The sequence below is a fragment of the Methylotenera mobilis 13 genome (assembly GCF_000384255.1).
GTDB classification, from domain to species: domain Bacteria; phylum Pseudomonadota; class Gammaproteobacteria; order Burkholderiales; family Methylophilaceae; genus Methylotenera; species Methylotenera mobilis_B.
Genome location: NZ_KB913035.1, coordinates 1,695,975 through 1,716,725, shown reverse-complemented (window position 1 = coordinate 1,716,725; position 20,751 = coordinate 1,695,975). Strand labels below are relative to the sequence as shown.

16 protein-coding genes are annotated in these 20,751 nt (G+C 40.1%); 13 read left to right on the top strand and 3 right to left on the bottom strand.

All coding sequences use genetic code 11. The annotated features are described in order from the left end of the window. The first annotated feature begins 388 nt into the window (after positions 1-388). The 13 genes from A391_RS0108170 (at position 389) to A391_RS14170 (ending at position 16,682) form a co-directional block, all read left to right on the top strand. Entirely contained in the window at positions 389-1,081 is a 693-nt protein-coding gene (locus A391_RS0108170) for a hypothetical protein (protein ID WP_019898637.1), read from the top strand. Further along, a complete protein-coding gene (locus A391_RS0108165) occupies positions 1,074-3,065 on the top strand; it encodes a hypothetical protein (RefSeq protein ID WP_019898636.1) in 1,992 nt (663 codons plus the stop codon). The genes A391_RS0108170 and A391_RS0108165 overlap by 8 nt, the downstream gene beginning before the upstream one ends. A gap of 22 nt (positions 3,066-3,087) precedes the next feature. Further along, a complete protein-coding gene (locus tag A391_RS0108160) occupies positions 3,088-4,044 on the top strand; it encodes an ATP-binding protein (protein WP_019898635.1) in 957 nt (318 codons plus the stop codon). Then, positions 4,037-5,563, top strand: coding sequence for a hypothetical protein (locus A391_RS0108155; protein ID WP_019898634.1), 1,527 nt, complete (start codon positions 4,037-4,039; stop codon positions 5,561-5,563). The genes A391_RS0108160 and A391_RS0108155 overlap by 8 nt, the downstream gene beginning before the upstream one ends. 171 nt (positions 5,564-5,734) lie before the next feature. After that, positions 5,735-6,244: a PLP-dependent transferase gene (locus A391_RS13855; RefSeq protein ID WP_081621927.1), complete on the top strand. Its 510-nt coding sequence runs from the start codon at positions 5,735-5,737 to the stop codon at positions 6,242-6,244. A gap of 353 nt (positions 6,245-6,597) precedes the next feature. Then, a complete protein-coding gene (nosZ, locus tag A391_RS0108145) occupies positions 6,598-8,532 on the top strand; it encodes a TAT-dependent nitrous-oxide reductase (RefSeq protein WP_019898632.1) in 1,935 nt (644 codons plus the stop codon). Between the two features lie 124 nt (positions 8,533-8,656). Continuing rightward, positions 8,657-10,918, top strand: coding sequence for a 4Fe-4S binding protein (locus A391_RS13850; protein ID WP_019898631.1), 2,262 nt, complete (start codon positions 8,657-8,659; stop codon positions 10,916-10,918). Beyond that, on the top strand, positions 10,915-11,337 hold the full coding sequence (locus A391_RS14625) for a hypothetical protein (RefSeq protein ID WP_019898630.1): 423 nt from the start codon (positions 10,915-10,917) through the stop codon (positions 11,335-11,337). The genes A391_RS13850 and A391_RS14625 overlap by 4 nt, the downstream gene beginning before the upstream one ends. Then, entirely contained in the window at positions 11,337-12,611 is a 1,275-nt protein-coding gene (locus tag A391_RS0108130; protein WP_019898628.1) for a nitrous oxide reductase family maturation protein NosD, read from the top strand. The genes A391_RS14625 and A391_RS0108130 overlap by 1 nt, the downstream gene beginning before the upstream one ends. After that, positions 12,592-13,500 carry an ABC transporter ATP-binding protein gene (locus A391_RS0108125; RefSeq protein WP_019898626.1) on the top strand — a complete coding sequence of 303 codons (909 nt, stop codon included), beginning with the start codon at positions 12,592-12,594 and terminating at the stop codon, positions 13,498-13,500. Before A391_RS0108130 ends, A391_RS0108125 begins: the two co-directional genes overlap by 20 nt. A 7-nt stretch (positions 13,501-13,507) precedes the next feature. Then, positions 13,508-14,332 carry an ABC transporter permease gene (locus A391_RS0108120; protein WP_232416163.1) on the top strand — a complete coding sequence of 275 codons (825 nt, stop codon included), beginning with the start codon at positions 13,508-13,510 and terminating at the stop codon, positions 14,330-14,332. After that, the gene (locus tag A391_RS0108115; protein ID WP_019898622.1) at positions 14,329-14,844 is read left to right on the top strand and encodes a nitrous oxide reductase accessory protein NosL; all 516 of its coding nucleotides are present in this window, start codon (positions 14,329-14,331) and stop codon (positions 14,842-14,844) included. Before A391_RS0108120 ends, A391_RS0108115 begins: the two co-directional genes overlap by 4 nt. A gap of 212 nt (positions 14,845-15,056) precedes the next feature. Further along, positions 15,057-16,682, top strand: a complete 1,626-nt coding sequence (locus A391_RS14170; RefSeq protein ID WP_051089073.1) for a diguanylate cyclase domain-containing protein — start codon at positions 15,057-15,059, stop codon at positions 16,680-16,682. 40 nt (positions 16,683-16,722) lie between these two features. Here the strand turns inward: A391_RS14170 and A391_RS14325 are convergent, their stop codons facing one another. From A391_RS14325 to A391_RS13840, 3 genes are all read right to left on the bottom strand, one after another. Then, a complete protein-coding gene (locus tag A391_RS14325) occupies positions 16,723-16,848 on the bottom strand; it encodes a helix-turn-helix domain-containing protein (protein ID WP_019898620.1) in 126 nt (41 codons plus the stop codon). 159 nt (positions 16,849-17,007) lie between these two features. Beyond that, entirely contained in the window at positions 17,008-18,168 is a 1,161-nt protein-coding gene (locus A391_RS0108100) for an IS30 family transposase (protein WP_019896657.1), read from the bottom strand. 127 nt (positions 18,169-18,295) lie between these two features. Further along, the gene (locus A391_RS13840; RefSeq protein ID WP_019898618.1) at positions 18,296-20,587 is read right to left on the bottom strand and encodes a bacteriohemerythrin; all 2,292 of its coding nucleotides are present in this window, start codon (positions 20,585-20,587) and stop codon (positions 18,296-18,298) included. Positions 20,588-20,751 lie beyond the last annotated feature (164 nt).

Sequence of the window (20,751 nt, the reverse complement as noted above, 5' to 3'; positions counted from 1 at the left end):
TAAAATAATTGCATTCAGCCAAAAGTTATAAATCAATTTTGTTGTCCGCATATCTAATGAGTGTTTTTAGTTTCCAAATCTAAGTTCAAACTAAGCAGTTTATTTGTATGCATGCTAGTGGGTGATTAATCAGATTTAGTTTACATAAGTGTAGAGCCCCAATTCTAGTGCGGCGAATTGAATCTTAGGTATTAATATAATTAAATTAGTTAAAAATTATCAATTAATTAAATATTAAATTTAAGGTAAATGATGATGTTAAGTCAATGAATTAGTTCGTAAAATACGAACTAATTCATTGACTTTTCTGTTTTTCGAACTAATATCTGCGAATAGAGACGAACTCTGCTGTAAACATTGTCTTATCTAAAATGTTTTGAGGTATGGTATGACCAAACCTAAAGCATCATTAAAATCTAGCCTCCGAAAAACAGTCATCGGAGCTTATAGAGCCCGAGGCAAAGGGAAGAGCAATCTTTGGCTGGTAACTAGCATAAAAACTAACCAGGATTGGATACTTCCAAGTGACCGCCAACTTGTACACTGGATCTATTATTTAGAAACAAATCAAGATGTAATCGATTTTGATCTTGCACCAGAGCCGATTCTGTCTCATGACGATAACGAAGTCCGTTCTACAGAACTCGATGCTATTGTTAACTTAAAAAATAAACATCAAGAATGGCACGAAGTTAAAGCAGGTAAGGGAAAGGATGGCGCTACTAATAGATCACAATTCCTGGCTCAAGCAGCTGCCTCATCAAAGAATCAAGCCTCATATCTTAGATTTGATGACGATGATTTAAAATCAAAAGTAAAAGTTTCTATGAGATGGCTAAAGCCAATATCATTTGCTAGTGTCATAAAAGGACAGGAGCATCTTCAATGTCGTACAGTACTTGTAATGCATCTGAAAAATCTCAAATCTGGAAATATTCGACAAATTTTAGATTTAATGACTGAATATGATTCAGATGTTGTTATTGGACTAATCTCACGTTTAGCAATCGAAGGTATTCTCAACGTTGACTTGAATAAATGTACTTTCGGACTATTGTCGCCATGGAAATATCATGGATAAACAACGTTGGAGCCGAAAGGAAGTTATAAATGGCAAACCGCCAATTTCTTTATGGCCAAAAGTTCTTGATACGCAAATTGATGAATGTTTTCGTGAATCATTTCAGAATCAGTGCAAAGCTGTAGAAATGTATTTAGATCAATATTCACTAAAGGATATTGAAAAAGCTACTGGGGTTAAATGTAAATCAGTTCAACTTTTAACACAAAAGTGTTTGGATATAGCTAACGATGGCAATGTTTATGGCTATAGAGCTTTAATCCCGTATATTCGTAAAAAAGAATATGAGCGCACAGCAGAAGTTAAGGAGAAGTTTCAGGAAGCTCAAGGTGGTCAATCAGGGCTGTTCCGTAATGTTCTACAAAAGTATCCAAAAATTAAGCAGGGCATGGATCAGCTTATTAATAAAATAAATTCAGCTAATTATAATGTACACGAAAAAAAGATAAGGCCTAGAGACTTACATGCTTTCTTTTTAGCTAGTTTAAAGAAAGTTGGTGTTCAAGAAAATGAGTGGCCTTTTAATACTAAGCATCTTGGTTTACGAACAATCGAAAAATATATGGTTGATTTGTTAAATGAGAATTACAGTAAATCCGTAAAAAATTTGGACGAGAGTGACGCAGCTGCTCATATGGCTGTGGGGACGGGGCATGAGAAATTCTTAACGTTCGAAGAGCCATATGATGCTGTGCAACTTGATGCATATTCAATAAATGCATTTTTTTCAGCAGAGTTTGAAACTGTTGAAGGCACTACTGTGCATGTTCAACTAGATCGACTTTGGTTAATTGCTCTCATTGAACAAATCTCGTCAGCAATTCTTTCATACTCAATTGTCTACAGAAGCGAAGTTGGAGCAGATGACGTACTGGGTGTCATTAGAAAGGCATTAAATCCAGCATCGCCAATACCACTAACGATACATGGGCTTAAGTATCCAGAAAATATGGGGTTCCCACATGAAGTTTTTCCTCAATGTAAAGGAGCCTTATGGAGTGCCATGCTGCTAGATGGCGCGCTAGTTCACTTATCAAATGCTGTTCGTGAAAGAGCTAGAAATGAACTTGGTTTTATCATTAATTGGGGGCCAGTAGGGCATTTTGAAAGACGTCCTAATATAGAACGATATTTTAAAAAAATATCAGATGATGTTTTTATGCGATATCCATCTACTACAGGATCTAATCCCGGTAATGGGCGCGCTAAGAATGCAGAAGAGAATGCCGTTATTTACAGACTTTTAGCAGATGAGGCAGAGCAACTTATAGCAGTTTATACAGCACAGCATAATGGCACGCCTAATGAAGGCACCTCATACAACTCACCTTTGCAAGTACTAAATTATTATATTAATGACAAATCAAATCATTTTTTACTCAGACATTTGCCGGCGAAATTAGGTTCGAATTCGATCATTATTCCTTTACGTAAAGAATGTATTATTCGAGGAGGTAGACGCTCGGGCAGGCGCCCTTATGTTGAGATCGATGGGGCTAGGTATACAAACTCTGTACTAGCCCAATGCAGTGCTTTAGTGGGTCAGAAGCTAATAGTGGAGATTAACGAAGAAGATATGCGCTTCGTTAATGCGTATTTAAATAATGGCGCAGAACTAGGGTTCTTGAAAGCCGGCTCAAGATGGGGCTTAACAAAACACAGTCGAAAAACAAGAAAAATTATAAATAGTCTGATTACAAAAAAAATACTTGTACTTAGCAAATTCGACGACCCCATTCAAATATATATGAATTATCTATCTACGCAAAACAAATCAAAAAGTAAAAAACAAAAACCGATTTTACCAAGTAATGCTACAGAGGCGACCCGAGTTTCAAAAGAATCGGGATTACCTAAGATCATGCTGCCAGATTTTAGTAAATTGCCATCAGCAAGTACTTTGGCTAAATATGATGACACGAAGCCATCCTTAATGAATAAACCTATGCCAGATATAGCCAAAGTATTAAAAGACAAGCGCTAAAACTCTGGTTAAAGGAGGCGGTATGAACTATGAAGAGCGGGAATTGCTGCTTGATGACCACCCCATAGTCACAAAAAAATACTTGGTGGTAACTCCTACAATTAAACGAGTCTATTCTCTGATTAGAGAGCGAGTTTGGATGCGAAGAACAGGAACATTCCTATTTGCAATGCCACGAATGGGTAAAAGTACCTGTGCCGAAGCTGTGCAAGATATCCTGGAAGCAGAATTCCCCAAAATCTTTACTATACTTTTTACAGCGGAAAAGCGAAAGCAATCGGACTCTGGCTTGTTGATCGATATCTTGAGGGCCGATAAATTGCCGGTTCATTCAAGAACACCCTATAAGGACTTGTTTAATCATTTAATAACTCATATTAAAGTGAACATTTCTGAGCGGGGTGGAGCACAATTTATTTTGCTTATTGATGAAATGCAGCTCTTGTCTGAATTAGATTTAAATGTTTTATTGGTTCTTCATAATAGATTAGAGCTAGATAAAATTAAAATGACAACGATTGGTTTTGCTCAATCAGATATTCAACATTTAAGAAGTGCATTACATGCAACAAAAGCACTGAACTTACTCGCCCGATTTTTAAGTGAACCTATACCATTCGATGGATGCGCAAATAAAAAAGATTTAGAAGAAATATTGAATGAATATGATTACTCATTGATTTATCCTGACGACACGGAATTCACGTATACAAGATTTTTTCTTCCCATAGCATACAGCAATGGGTTTCGAATGAATGAATATGCTGCTCCTATATGGACTGCACTTAAAAAGGCATCGAAACCACTAGAGGAGCAATCTGTGCCAGTACAACATCTTTTTCGAACAGTTGAATATTTACTTTTAGCTGGCAGAGTAAAAGATAGTGAAAACTATAAAATAAGTGAAAAAGATATAGATGAAGCAATTGAAGCAAGCAATTTAAAAGAATACTGCGGGATTCTGGGGTCTAGTGGATAGTGAATTTAATCGCCGATTTACTTGGCATAAACATTCACCGGCTCCATTTGAATCGGCATGGTCAGTATTTGCTAAAATTTTGGCATTAAACCATACCAAACCCAGGGTAATTTTTGATGTTATTTGCAATAACCAAAGCAAAGAATCAAAAAAAGTGCTTTCAACTCTTGATAGTAGCTGGGTAGACTTTGATCGATTTTCTCACGCATTGAATGTTAAAGCTAATCAACTTAAAACATGCTTTCTTGATCAACTTGGTTTCTCTCTAAAAGATATAGCATATGTAAAAGACATTCGCGTATGCAATGAATGCCTAGCTAAAGGTTATCACTGTACGCTTTTTTGTTTACCCTTAATCAAGTCATGTCCCTGGCATGGATGCAAACTTGGATTTCCATGTAAAACATGTGCAGAAACTGTATTTGTTAAAGGGCTGTCACCTCAAGACATTATTTACAGTGAAAACTTTAATGATGAGTTTGATGAAAACGGCATTAATCTAACTTATGAATCACTTTGTGGACATATAGTCTTTTCAGAGAAACTTCTAAAGAATCTGGTCTTTGTCAATGATTCAGAAAAAAATGAAATTGAATTTAGATGCAATCAATTTCTGCTCTGGTGGTATGAAATAAATAAAAGCAATCATCATTTGGCATTTTTTGCGAAACAAATATTTTCTAAACATATACCAGTATTAAAACTTGAAAAATATCTATCAATTGCAAATACGATTGCCGGGCCATGTCCATGGGAACTTCAAGTTGAACCGGCATCATTTCATTGCGCATATTGGATATCAAACGTCACTGAGGATTACGAGCGATCAGGGTTTAGAGGTAGCCTATGCACTCACGTATATAAATCAGTACGAAGGTATATTTACAATCAGTATATACGACAACATAAAGGTTGCCTGAATGATGTTTTACACTTAGGTCAATATCAAGAACAGTATTTAAGTTCTTCCTCAATATGCAGCGTAGTTATCGCATACATCACATGGCGCATGTATATGGAGAGATTTAGAAGGTTAGAGTACTTCACAAATAATGAAAGCTCTAATTGCCGTTTAGATTTGAATATGTTCCTCATTGGCAAAACTCATGGACCTTCTGATCAAGTTGATATAGCTACATTTGCTCATTGTTGCTTGGCTAGATTTTTTATGATATTAGATAAAATAGAAAGAATTGTAGACATAAAAAGCTTTGAAATTCCCCAATGGGCGCTAAGCATAGAACAGAATGAGTTTAATAGCGGTATTTTCCATAATTTTATAAATGAAGATGAATTTAGAGGCGGACAGAAATTATTCGGTAGCAAATTGATTATTTATACCAATCCCAAATATTTAATTCATCGCGCAGAAGTTAGATGCGTGGCTAAGATTAAAAAATCAACATTAGACCCTAAACTTTATACAATAAATGGCACGTCATTATTCAATTACTTAGTAGGTAGATACATTATATTTAGAGTAATAAATATAGCGAAAGAACGTAAATCTCGAAGGTAACATGTATTCTTACCGTAAGCGCTAAATCTCATAAATTTAATCAGTGATTTCTATATTTCTTAATCAGATGATTGCAATTCTTTGCCCTGTTCAAATTAGAACATATAAGAATCATCACTTAAGTCTTTACTGCCTCGGTTCATCAAGTAGTTAGTCGCTGCGTCAGATGACATGCTGGAACCGATGCATATCTGGAGAAAGAACTTAGGCCAAATTCTGGCGCCAGATTCGGCACACTTGCTTGCGCGTAGTTTGGCAACGCTGGAGGTGCGAGTTTTACGGCAAAATTCGACAGCTTTACACTTGGCAAACGTATTGCAGCAGCATCCTTTGGTACAAAAAGTTTACTACCCTGGACTTGAAAATTTCATCGGGCATGAAATCGCAAAGCGACAAATGAATGGATATAGTGGGATGATTTCGATAGTAATCAAAGGCGATGGAACTGCTGCTACAAAAATGGTTGATGGGTTGCAATTGTTTACTTTAGCTGCAAGTCTTGGCGGGGTAGAGAGTTTAGTTTCCCAACCGGCGCTTACTTCACATCGTGATCTTAGCCCAGCAATGCGGCAATCGCGTGGTATCACGGATAGTTTAATAAGACTGTCTATTGGCCTTGAAACCCCAGAGGATCTGGAAAATGATTTGATACAGTCACTTTCCGAGTGTTCGAGAAATTAAACATTCAATAGTCACTTAGCCAAGTGTCAAGTTGGAGCTAATGCTTTCAACTATATTTAAATTAACGACTGCTAAGCCGCAAATCGGTCGTTCGTGTTAGGTAACCATATTTCAGTTACCTATCAGCAATAAGCTCTAAATTTATAATTTATCAATCAGCAGTTAATCCAAAATCAGTTGTAGATATTACTGAAATTTGGAGTTCATTGTTTATAGCCATAAGTAATTAATTTTATCAAATTGATCTTTGTCAAGTTAATCTATAACAGACGTGGTAGCCTTTGTCACTTAGTGCGACAAAATGTCGCAGAATTTACTGGGTGTTTTAATCACCCAAGTTAAAGGAGAAGAACATGAGTGATCTCAGTAAAGAACAAGTCAATAATGATGTACTAGAAGATGAGGGCCGCAGAAAGTTTTTCGGCACAACTGCAGTAGCGTCGCTAGCTGGAGCCGGATTGGTAATGGGCTTGTCAGCTTGCAAACAATCTGAAGATGGCGTTGCAGGCAAAGCTGCTGGTCACTTGGAAGGCTCAAGCAAGTTTGAAGTGCAACCAGGCAAGCTTGATTCATACTATAGTTTCTCAAGCGCAGGGCATAATGGAGAAATGCGTATATATGGCATACCTTCTGGTCGCACCCTTAAGCGTATTCCAGTTTTTAATGTGGATCCAATGGTGGGTTGGGGAATTACAAATGAATCAAAAGCCATCATGGGTACTAATGCAGATGGCAGCTTGAAGTACATGACTGGTGATACCCATCATGTGCATGGCTCATACACGGATGGCACCTATAACGGTAAATATTTGTGGACTAACGACAAATTAAATAATCGACTTGCCCGAATCCGAATGGATAGAATGGAGTGCGATGCGATCACTGATATACCTAATGTTCAAGGCTTTCATGGCATATTTCCAGACAAGCGTGATCCAGTAGACGCAAATGTTAACTTTACAACTCGCGTATTCTGCGGCTCAGAATTTGCCTCACCAAAACCTAATGATGGGCGTGATACCTCTGATCCGACTAAATGGTTTTCGCTTTTTACTTGCGTTGACGCAGAGAGCATGGAAGTGCGCTGGCAGGTCAGAATCAATGGTAACAATGACTTAGTCGCAACATCCTACGATGGCAAACTGGCCGCAAGTAACCAGTACAACACGGAAAATGGCGCAGTATTGGCTGACATGATGTCTGTAGAGAGGGATGCTTGCGTATTTTTTAATATTGAACGTATTGAAGCAGCAATCAAAGCTGGAAAATCTTTCACTATAGGCAACACTAAGGTACCAGTGGTGGATGGTACGATTGATGCCAATAAAGATCCCAAGACCGCACTTGTTTGTTATGTACCTGTACCTAAAAACCCGCATGGCGTTAATATTTCACCTGATGGTAAATACTTTGTATGTTCAGGTAAATTGTCACCTACAGCGACAGTGATTGAAACTGAGTTAGTGCATAAGTGGTTTGCTGGTGAACTCAAGACTGAACGCGATGCTGTTGTAGCAGAGCCAGAAATCGGTCTGGGCCCACTACATACTGGTTTTGATGGTAAAGGTAATGCTTTTACAACCCTTTTCCTCGACAGTCAAATCGTTAAATGGAACGTGGATAAAGCCATTGCACAATTCAAAGGCGACAAGTCAGCGCAACCAGTGCTAGATCGTATCGATGTGCATTATCAGCCAGGGCATGGTTATACATCCATGGGTGAAACCAAAGAGGCCGACGGAAAATTCTATAACTCAGGAAACAAGTTTTCTAAAGATCGCTTCTTACCTGTGGGTCCATTGCATGTGGAAACTGAGCAGTTAATCGATATCAGCGGCGAAAAAATGCAACTGATTCATGATCATACGGCTTATCCAGAGCCGCATGACGCTATTATTGTTCGGGCAGACCTAGTTAAAACTAAACAAGTGTCCGATATGAATGACTACCCAAATGCGGTGAAGTCTATGTCAGATAACCGTATAGAACGTAAAGGTAAAAAAGTCATGGTTTACATGACGTCTCAAGCACCTAATTTTGGTTTATCAGAAATCAAGGTGAAACATGGTGACGATGTCACTATTACGCTCACCAACCACGATAAAGTGGAAGATTTAACCCATGGGTTTGGTATTGAGAACTACAATGTAAACTTCATCGTTAATCCACAAGAAACCCATTCTGTAAGTTTTAAGGCTAATAAAGCGGGGGTATTTTGGATTTACTGTACACACTTCTGTCATGCATTGCATTTGGAAATGCGCATGAGGTTTATTGTTGAAGCATAAGTTTTACAATTGAAAGCTCAGTTGGAGTGAGTCAATGATAGGCTCACTCCACTTTAATTCACTTCAATCTAGATCAGCTAAATTTACATTTGTAACGCATTCTAAGTAGTAGGTCTGGAATCAGATGAAAACTCGATCATTACGCCCACTCTATTTGTTACGTCAAATTACTCGCTTTTCAGTTTTAATATGCTGCTATTTAAGTTTGTGTTTCTCAGCAATAACATTAGCCGATAGCGACAAAAAAAACGACCATACAGAACAAGAGCGCCATGCCGAAAAGAGCCATTCTGGCTCCTATGAAGCACCTCTGCCGGTCCAACTTACAACCGACCCAGACCTGTGCGCTTATGTGCCTTGTCATGATATCTTTCCATATGCAGATCGCTTCTCTCCCAGAAAAGGGCGCCCAGCCTACGTTGAGGCTTATCATGAGGAACATGGTCAACAAAAATTACTAGGCTACGCATTTCTTTCTACTGACATTGTTGATATTCCAGCCTACTCAGGAAAGCCGGTCGTCACGCTTATTGGCATGGACGTCACAGGCAAGATTATAGGTGTTAAAGTTTTGCGACACAGCGAGCCGATTCTATTGGTAGGTATTCCGGAAATAGCATTGACCAAGTTCATCAAGCAGTTTGTTGGTAAGAATGCTTGGGACAAGCTGGAGATTGGTAAGGCGCGTGCTGAAGGTGGATACATTGGTATTGACGCGATTAGCGGCGCTACCGTGACGGTCATTTCTGCAAATCAGGTTGTGATGCGAAGTGCCTATGAAATTGCCAAGCAAGTCGGCATTATTAAAGCAGTTCCTAGACCTCAAGCCAGTTTTAGCAACATTACTGAAGAGCAGTCTTGGGATACGCTACTTTCGGAAGGCAGCATACAGCACCTCACTGTATCACCCTCTCAAGTTGGTTTGGATAATACTGGACAACCATACATTGATCTTTACTTTGGCTACCTTAATGCGCCGACTATCGGTCGTAGTATTTTGGGGGAGCGCAATTACGAAGGGTTGATGGCCGAACTTAAGCCTAATGAACATGCTATTTTTATCGTTGCAAATGGTTCAGCGTCATTCAAGGGTTCTGGATTTGTACGCGGAGGCATTTATGATCGCGTCCAAGTTTCGCAAGACATGGATAGTTTTACGTTCCGTGATACTGATTACCGCAATCTGTACGGTATTCGGGCTACAGGAGCGCCAGAGTTTAACGAATCGGCTATATTTATCATACGCAGTACGAGCTTTAGTGCGGCTTATCCGTGGAGTTTGGTATTTTTAGGTAACAAAGTTAACAAGCAGACTGGGGCTAGAACCTTTGCCAATTTTGATCGTGAGTTCTGGCTGGATGCAAAATATCTGCAAGGTGGACGACCAATAGTGGTAAAGGCCGATCCCACTTGGCTAAAAATATGGAAATCTCGCATTTGGGAAATTACAGCTTTTATTGTGATTTTACTTTTTACTGCAGTAGTCTATGCAAATCGTGATTGGCTTGTGCGTCGATCCAGTCGTAAAGATAAACGCTGGGTTTCAGCTCCTAAATATGCAATTTGGTTAGTCAGCATTGGTTTTATAGGCTTTGGTTTGATGGCGCAGCCGTCTATTACACAGGTGCTGACGTGGTTTCACTCATTACTATTTCACTGGAAGTGGGAGCTATTTTTATCTGATCCATTTATCTTTATTTTCTGGCTGTTTATCATCATCACGGTGTTTATATGGGGGCGTGGCTTATTTTGTGGATGGATGTGCCCGTTCGGCTCTTTGTCTGAAATAATCTATAAAATAGCGGGAAAAGTTGGTCTTAAACGCTTCCAGTTTAAGCCGAGCATGGCGTTGCATAATCGGCTGAAGTGGATCAAATATGGTATTTTCTGGGTGCTGCTGGCAGTCTCATTCTTTTCTATGGGATTAGCGGAAAAGCTGGCAGAAGTCGAGCCGTTCAAAACAACCTTTTTAGTGGGCTTGTTCAACCGCAGCTGGCCATACACTTTATTTACCGCTAGTCTGCTTGGTTTATCGCTCTTTACTGAGCGCCCGTTCTGTAAATATTTATGTCCATTGGGCGCGGCATTGGCGATGCCGACGACTTTTCGCTGGTTTGGCTTAAAACGCAAGCAGGAATGCACCACTTGTTCCGCTTGTGCTGCGGGCTGCGGTTCACAGGCGATTGATAGTTTAGGTGTCATTGATCATCGTGAATGTATGTTATGTCTAGATTGTATGATCCTTTATTATGATGACCATGCATGCCCGCCGCTATCCAAGGAGCGAAAGTTGCGTGAGAAATCTGGTTTACCTCTAACGCGTATTAATGCCGAGGGCTATTATATTCCCATTCATCCTGTGCCAATGAAAGGAGCAGAGGAGTGAAGCCTAATGCAGAAAACCGCCTTCCATCCTATGCAGAAACTAAAGGAGTTAAATGGTTGCTTTATGAACTATTTGACCATTTATGGCCCTGGAGCAAACAAGGCTGGCTTCAGCATAAAGCTATTCAGACGGCAGGGCTGGCATTTGCAGTTGCGGTAACTGTAGCTTGGGCGTTAGCTGCTAATGGGCGGCTTGGAGCAGATGCTTTGATTGGCTGGTGGCTAGGCTGGAGTATCTACGAAATAATCATTCGCATGCAATGTAAACCCTACATTAAAGATGGACCTTGGTGGGGGCATCGTTATCGTCCCGCTGGACGAATGGATATGATTTGCTATGTCTTGTTCAAGAACTTGCTGATAGGCGCATTGCTTTTTATTACATTGCGTAATCTAGGCTTGCTACAGATGGTGAGTTGATGCGACAGGCGATTGATTTTGCCATGCTGATTTTTAGCATTGTCTTAGTGTTGTTTTGCTTGCAAGCGCAGGCGGCAGAGCATAAGGTTGTGCCAGGCCAATCAATTAGTGAGGCAATCGACCGAGCTAAAGCAGGTGATATGGTAGTGGTTGCACGTGGTGTTTATCCTGTGCATCTGGTTATTACCAAGCCATTGCACTTAAAAGGATTAAATCGTCCAACGCTAGATGGTGGAAATATTGGAGATGTGATTCGCATCAAATCTCCCGATGTCACCATTGAAGGTTTTATTATCAGTAATAGCGGTGCAGACCTTACTGCGCAGAATGCCGGCATTTATCTTGAGCCAGGTAGCGACCGCGCTATTGTTCACAACAACACCATCAATTACACCTTATTTGGTTTATGGATCGAGAAGGTAAAAGATATTCAGGTTATCGCTAATAACATTACCGGGAAACGAGACTTAGCCTCAGCGCAGCGTGGTAACGGCATTCAGCTTTATAACAGTCGTGGTGCAAAGATAATCAACAATCATGTGAGCTTTACTCGTGATGGCATCTATGTCGACGTATCCGATCATGCGCTGTTTCAAGGTAATCGCTTGCATCATCTGCGTTACGGTAGCCATTATATGAATTCAAACTTTAATGTTTGGGAAAATAATGATTCTTACCTCAACCGCGGCGGACTAGCGCTGATGGAGGTGAGGAATCAAACCGTTCGCAACAATCGCGCTTGGGGTAACTCTGATCACGGAATCATGCTGCGCACCATTGTAGACTCAGTTGTTGAACATAATGTAGTGGCTGGCAATGGTCGTGGCTTTTTCATTTATGATGCAGAATACAACACGTTACATAACAATTTAATTATTGCTAACCGTGTTGGCGTTCACCTTTGGGCAGGCTCTATCCACAATGATGTTGAAGGGAATGACTTAATTAACAATTCTGAGCAGATCAAATATGTAGCCAGCAAGGATGAATACTGGGGCGTGAAGACGGGCAATTATTGGAGCAATTATGTAGGTTGGGACAGCGATGGAAACGGTGTTGGCGATGTGCCTTATGAAGCCAATGACTTAGTCGATCACCTTACTTGGAAATACCCCGCAGCTAAATTGTTACTGAATAGTCCAGCTGTACAGACACTACGATTAGTTTCCAGGCAATTTCCACTATTGCGCGCCACCAGCATTGTCGACCAGAATCCGCGCATGACGCCATTTAACAAAAATTGGAGTATCTGGCTTGAAAAACAACGTCATTGAGGTCAAAAACGTATTTAAGTACTACGGTGAAGTGCTTGCCGTAGATGGCATGACACTGACCATACATAAAGGTGAAACACTAGGCCTGATAGGCCATAATGGTGCAGGGAAAAGCACTTTATTTAAAATGATGCTGGGCCTCATTCCGCAAACTTCTGGCGAGATTAATATCAATGGCACCTCAGTAAATGGGGGAGCGTTTCGTGAGTTACGTCGCTCCATTGGTTATCTGCCGGAAAATGTTGTGTTTTATGAAAACTTGACCGGGTTGGAAACGTTACAGTTTTTTGCATCACTCAAGGGTTGCATCCTTAATACATGCTTGCCGCTTCTCGAAAAATTAGGCCTGGCACATGCTGCCCATCGACGTGTGGATGGATATTCTAAAGGCATGCGCCAACGACTAGGATTTGCGCAGGCATTGCTAGGCAAGCCGCGGATTCTTTTTTTGGATGAGCCAACTACAGGCCTAGATCCAGAGGCAATACGCGAGTTTTATACAATTCTGCAAGAACTTAATGCACAAGGTGTTACTGTTGTCATTACCTCACACATTTTGTCAGAAATTCAAGAGCGTGTTCAGCGCTTGGCCGTTTTGAAATCAGGTAAGCTACATGCACTGGGTACGGTGCAGGAACTGCGAGAGGCCGTAGATTTACCACTTGCGATACATGTGCAGACAAGTTGTTCAACTGATGCGGTAGAGGCCATTCTGCAGGGTGTTGCACTCGAAGCGCTAATCTTAACAGGCAATTCAGTGGTGATTCACTGTCAGCGTAACCATAAAATGGAAGTGCTTCGTAGATTAGGGTCGTTAGGTGATGCTCTATTAGATGTGGTGGTTAAAGAGCCTACGTTGGAAGATGTATTTCTCGGATATGCGGCCTAAAGGTTAGATGATGTTAAACATTGAAATTTCACAGATTAAAATCATTGCCGCTAAAGAGTTTCGTGATCGCATCCGCAACCGCTGGGTGATTGCAGTGTCCCTTATTTTTACTGCATTTGCACTAGCGATAGCCTACTTTGGTTCTGCGCAGCAAGGAGAGGTTGGGCTTCGTAATATTGAAGTCACTATTGCAAGCCTTGTCAGCCTGGTAATTTATTTAATCCCGCTTATTGCTCTTATTCTTGGCTATGATGCTATTGTAGGCGAACGTGAACGCGGCTCCCTTGACCTGCTATTGTCCATGCCTCTTACACGCTTGGAACTGATCCTTGGCAAATTTTTAGGGCTGTCTGCTGCTCTAGCGTGTGCAACGCTGGTGGGGTTTGGGCTGGTGGGTTTGCTACTGGCTTATCAGATAGACCTCAATGCGCTATATCACTATATAGGTTTTATGGTGAGTACCATTTTACTGGGTATGGTGTTTCTGAGTTTGGCTGTGATGGTATCTGTGATAGCTAAAGATCGCGCTCGTGCCAGTGGCGGCGCCATTTCAGTATGGTTTCTGTTTGTGCTAGTCTATGACTTAATTCTACTCGGTCTACTGGTCCTTTCTGGCGGAAGCTTTGGTGAGGAATTCTTTCCGTTATTATTGTTACTTAATCCTGCCGATATCTTTCGAATACTCAACATTTTTAGTATGGAAGATATTAAAGTGTTTTATGGATTAGCCACAGTGTTTCCAGCCAGCTTATCCAATCCTTGGCTGCTCAGTTCTATGATGCTGGCGTGGATTATCATGCCGTTAACTGTTGCTTTTTGGAGATTTAAATGAATCAGACTCTAGTTCACCGTTATTTTTTGCCACTTGTTTTAATGATAGCACTTGTTGCTTGCGGTAAGACTGCTGCACCTGTAGCCCCACAGGAAATTACTGCGGGAACCTCATGCTCGTTGGATGGTATGACCTTGGCAGATTTCCCAGGCCCTAAAGCACAAATTCACTATGCCATGGGTGAACCAGATTATTTTTGCGATACAGTGGAAATGTTCTCAATATATCTAAAACCAGAGCAAAAAAAGCGTATTACAGGAATTTTTACGCAGGATATGGGTAAAAGTGATTGGGAATCTCCCAAAGGGAATTGGGTAGATGCCAAACAGGCATTCTATGTATTGGGTAGTAAAAAAATGGGGTCAATGGGGCCAACGCTCGCTGCATTTTCAATAGAACAAGATGCTAATAAATTTGCCGAAGAGTTTGGTGGGAAAGTTCTAGGTTTTGATCAAGTGACATTGGATATGGTGGATCTGTCAGGCGGTGCAGCCCATGACCAACATATGTAGTTTGTGATATTTGAAAAAAGAGCGCAGCAGCTAATCGGCTAGGTATGTAAGGTAGCAAGCTAGGTGGGATGCACTAGGCAGCAAATTTTAAGCAAGATCTTATCCGGTCTCAGCTTAGGTAATTAATCTGTCTTGGTACAAAATTTGTACTCATTTCTATTAACGTTCTCATTTCAATGACACCTCGGTTCGAGAAAGTATTTATCACAAACATGTCGATTTTTTCTTTAATCAATACTTATCGCACTATATGGGCGGTTATCACTATAGGGTATCTAACCCTGCTGGTTGCCCTTGCGTTTCTTGGCAGTCAAATTGTCAAGGAGGTTGAGTATCAGGCGGCCAAAATTCACGAACTATACACGTATCCTTTTAAGGTGAATTCGGCCGCATATGATGCTAGTCTTTACATTGCCAAGATTCGTATCTGCTCTCTTGAGGCCATTTCAAAAGTTAACTCAGATGCCAGTCGCGAATCTCTCGAAAAACTTTCTATTGGATATGAAGATAAAATATTTAAGGATATTGATATTATTGAATCTGCTTTTCTGGGGGACATATTAAAAGTTAAGGAGGCTAGAGAATTAGCCCTTGATTGGAGGTCTAAGAGAGGCTTGATGTATGATCTACTAGACAGCGGAAAAGAAAAAGAAGCCCTGAATTATCTCAAAAATGAAGTAAGTTCAACTCATTCTGCACTGAATCAGCGATTAAATTACATCCGGGAATACTCTACAAGTAATGCAGCTAAACTTGCGTTAGAAGGCGAACAAGAGTCGCGTCGAATTATTCGAAAATTTATTTTAGTAGTCACAGTTATGTGGGTATTCACTGCGATATCTGGCGGCGTAATTGTCATTATAGTAATCACCCAGATCCAGCGCCGTGATACTAGAATTGCGCTGGAGCAAGAAAGTATCGCATATATGGCCCATTATGACGAACTTACCGGTTTGCCGAACCGAGCTCTTTTTTATGATAGGTTGAAGCAGTCATTAGCGATTGCAAAACGAAATAAAACTAATGTGTTTTTGCTTTTCTTGGATTTAGATGGTTTCAAGAGTGTGAACGACTCATTAGGGCATCGCTCTGGAGACATTCTGCTTAAACAGGTAGCGCAAAGAATTGTAAGTTGTGTGCGTGAGTCCGATACAGTGGGGCGAATGGGCGGAGATGAATTTACTGTCTTATTGAATGATGCTGATAGTCATGAATGTGTTTCTGAGATTGCTTTGAAAATCATCAACTCCATAAGGACTACATTTGATCTTGAAGGTAATCAAGTGCAGATTGGTGTCAGCATAGGTGTTGCTTATAATTCAGATGACCAAGTAACTGAGAATGATTTGTTGAATAATGCCGACATGGCGATGTATGAGAGTAAAAATAGTGGTAATAACCGATATACATTTTTCTCTGATGCACCTTTGAAAAAGGTTGAAGAGTGGATTAAATTCCGTGAATCGCATCATGTCGGGATTCATGATATTGATCAACAGCATTATAATCTAAGTCGCATTATGAATCGGTTAAATTCAGCTATCCTATATCAAATTCCCAAGGAGGATATACTTAATCTTTTCAATAAATTAATTGAAGAGACGGTTAAGCATTTTGAGTCTGAGGAGCGCTATATGAGTCTCTACAGTTATCCTAAAAGGTCTTTGCATTTTAAACAACATGTCCACTTGTTAAGTGAAGCAAAAAATATGCTTGAACGTTTGAGTGATAATGACGAAACCCCACAATTAGATACAATCAAGGATTGGCTTCTTAAGCATATCGAATATTCAGACAAACCATTAGCTGAATACTTACTGCAGCATGGGGTGAATTGAGTTAACTAGGGTAAATTAAAAATTAACTGTTTGCTCTGAATTATTTGAAATCATGTAATCCCGATACATTGTTAATTACAATATCTTTACCATTAACTGTAATAAGTCCCGCATTTTGTAGCTTTTGCATGTCACGTGAAAAAGTTTCTGGGGTAATGTTAAGCATAGATGCATATCAAACCGGTGGCGCTCTAAGCTGGGATTAAATAATCCATAGAGACTGCCTTCCATGAAGGCAGTCTGCTAAAAAATAAAATTGTCTTTTATCGCTTAAATATCCTAATATATCCAAAAAGGAAGCATGTAACTTCTAAAGGATGTGAGTTCAACCGGTCGATGCAACACACGTTTTGAATCTTTCTGCTGGGGTCTCGTAATTTAATGTTTTACGAGGTCTGTCATTTAGCTGTCTAGCCACTGCACTTAGTTTAGCTTGTGAGTGTACCGATAAGTCAGTGCCTTTTGGAAAGTACTGCCTTAACAAGCGGTTTGTATTTTCATTACTGCCACGCTGCCATGGACTGTTTGGATCGCAAAAGTACACATCAATATTCGTCTCCACTTTAAACCGTCGATGATCTGCAAACTCCGTACCTCTATCCAGAGTTAATGATTTATATAACTCATTTGGGAGTTTCTTTGCTTGCTTAATTAAAGCAGATACAACGCTTTCGGATTTTCTGTCTTTAATTTTAGCTAACATTACAAATCGTGAATGACGCTCAACCAATGTAACGATGTAGCTGTTTTTAGACCCTGCTATCAAGTCACCCTCCCAATGTCCTGGTATAGCACGATCCTCTATAGAGGCTGGACGTTCACTAATCGAAACTGTATCAGTAATTTGCCCAAGTCCATTTCCTTTTAAGCTCGAATGCTTGGACCTACGCATAATACGTTTCGTCCTCAGGTATTGAATTAACTCCTTCTTCAATACACCGCGAGTCTGAACATACAAGCTACGATAGATGGTTTCATGTGACACTTGGTTATGCTCTTCTGTAGGAAACTCTCTTTTCAACCAACCAGCAATCTGCTGCGGTGACCAGTTTAATTGTAGCTTACATGTGATGGCTTTTATTAAACCTTGATTACATGATAGTTTGCAAAGCTTTGGACGTTTCGCACGATCCCAGGCAGCTTGATCTGCATGTGTTGCGCGATATTGCTGACAACCTTCATTTCGCTTTATTTCACGGCTAATGGTAGATGGAGAGCGTCCAAGTCGATGGGCAATCGAACGAAACGATTCTTGAATTGCCACACCTCTGGAAATTTCCTCGCGCTCTGAAAGCGATAATGCTAGATGTGATCTTACTCTTTGAGGGGGTCTAATCCCGCCCGTCACAGATAATATACCAGCTATTGAAGAGTGATTTCTGTCAAATATCCGCGCTATATCGTGTAATGAGTCACCTTTTTTCCACCGATCCCACATGATGGCTTTTTGTTCATCACTGTAATAAATTCTTGGTCTCTGTTTCATTTTTCAACACCTCATTCTTTTGTATAAGAATAACGTGTTGCATCGACCGGTTGAACTCACAGAATTTAATAGTTACATGTCTGCTTTGGTTCGCTTAGACGTCTTTTAGTTAATAATTGCAACCAATCTAATTAATTTCTAATAAAGCTTCAAATTCATGTAATGGCACTGGCTTGCTAAACAAGTAGCCTTGAAAGTGATTACACCCATGAATTTCAAGAAATTTTCGCTGATCTTCAATTTCAACGCCCTCAGCAATAACATCCAAACCCATACTTTGTCCTAGCGCAATTATCGTACGAACGATAGCGGCATCGTTTGGATCAATCAGAGCATCACGCACAAACGATTGGTCAATTTTGAGCTGATTTAATGGTAATCGTTTTAAATAAGAAAGAGAAGAGAATCCAGTTCCAAAATCATCTAGTGAGAACTTAACCCCTTTGGCTCCCAATATTGTCATCTTAAGTATGATGTCTTCTACATTATTTATAAGTAGGCTTTCAGTGAGTTCCAATTTGAGTTTACTTGGGTCAACATCAGTACTTTTAAATATCTTTAGCACTTGATCGACGAAGTCTGGTTGATGAAATTGCTTAGCGCTCACATTGACTGCGAGACTTAAGTGTCTGGCATTATCAATTTGCTCCCAATCTTTTAATTGCTTACAAGCTGTCTCTAGAACCCAAAGACCTAATGGCAAAATCAATCCGGTTTCTTCAGCGAGGGGGATAAAATTTGCAGGGCTTATAATGCCATTTTTTGGGTGTATCCATCTAACAAGAACTTCGGCGCAATTAATTAAGCCATTTCGATCTACTTGCATTTGATAATAAAGCTGCAATTCATCAGGAATCGCTTTATGCAACAAAGTCTCTAATTTTGCACGTGTTTCTAACGCTGATTGAGTTTCAGGGTCATAGAACTTAATCTCGTTACGACCATGGTGTTCGGCCTGTTGCATTGCGGCTTCTGCATGCTTTAATAACTCGTCTGAAGCAATTACGTTATTAATGAATAAAGTAATTCCAATGCTGGCTGAGCAATGATAGTCGCTATCTTGTAAGGTTAGAGGTAGCCCAATTGCAGTTAATAGCTTCTTAGCCACTTTTGTGGCCATGGTCGCGGCCATCTCTATTTCATTATTAAGCAGGTCCAGCACTATTGCGAATTCTCCGCCATCAAGCCTTGCAACAGTGTCATTTTTATACAGATTGTCTTGCAGTCGTTTAGCAATTTCAATTAACAATGAATCAGCAGCATTATGTCCGTGAGTAGTATTCAGAATTTTGAAATCGTTAATACTAATGAAAAATATGGCACTACTGAGATTCAATCGATCGCTGGAACGTAGCTTTTGTTCTAGCCGATCAAGCATTAAACGCCTATTGGGTAAATGCGTCAGCGGATCATAAAATGCCAGGTCGTAGATAGCTTCTTCATGTTTCTTCCTGTCAGTAATATCTCGAATGTAGGCATTAAAAATATGCTTATTATTTTGTAGCAAACCTGAAATCGTTAATTCTACCGGGAACGCCGTTCCATCTGAGCGCATACCGGTGATTTCGACACGCTTGCCTATAATAGATGGTTCGTTAGTGGTAATGAATCGCGCCATGCCCTGTCGGTGCGCCTCTCGGTGTATAGGAGGCACAATCAGGTCGGCAACATCTCTTCCAATCGACTCCTCCCGCGAATATCCGAAAATAACTTCGGCTTGAGGATTCCATGCGATGACTTTGCCATTTTCATCCATGCCCACTACGGCATCCAACGCGGAATCCATTAATGACTGTATACGCGCTGCACTTTCCTTTTGCTCTTTAAGCGCTTGTATTAAATCACTTTCAGTTTTTTGATGACCTTTAATCTCACGCATCAAATGCAATGTATTAGTAACACGGTTGCCATATGTTGATAGAACGATATCTATCAACGTTCGCATTGTTCCACTCATTCTTTCTGAGGCCTGTTTTTTTGCTGATTCCATCGGCATTCCAGACTTCAGTCCAAGCATCGTGAGTGCCATAAACATATCAGATTCAAGAATATGAGAAGCCAGCCAACTACTTAAAAAGAAAAGAAGCTTTTCGATAACGACATTGATCGGTTCAGCATTTTCGTTGTTTTTGAGACTGCTAACTGTTGCTATAAAGTTGTTATGTGTTTCTTTGTGATTTTTTTCCAAAGAGTCTTCTGGAAAGTACTCAAGCCATATAGCTTCTTCAGTTTCAAAGTGATAAATAGCGTAATCTGCCAACTCTTTAAAAATGATATTTAATGCAGGGATGTCAGTTTTGTAGGCAACATGACTCGCGAGTAAATTCAATAGCTGAATTAGCTGTTTGTGTTGATCATCAATTATCGAGACGCCAGTACTGAAACCTTCATTCCATGGAAAAATATCAATAGAATTCATAAGCTACCTATATAAGCCTCCACAAATGGCGGCAAAACTTAAGTTCGTAAAGTTAGATCAATCACGCTAACCCGTAAACTATAACATTCTTAAACATAATATCTAGCCTTAATCGCAGGGGTGTTTGATGTTTAGTTTGAAGCGACTATGACTGGCTGCTTTGT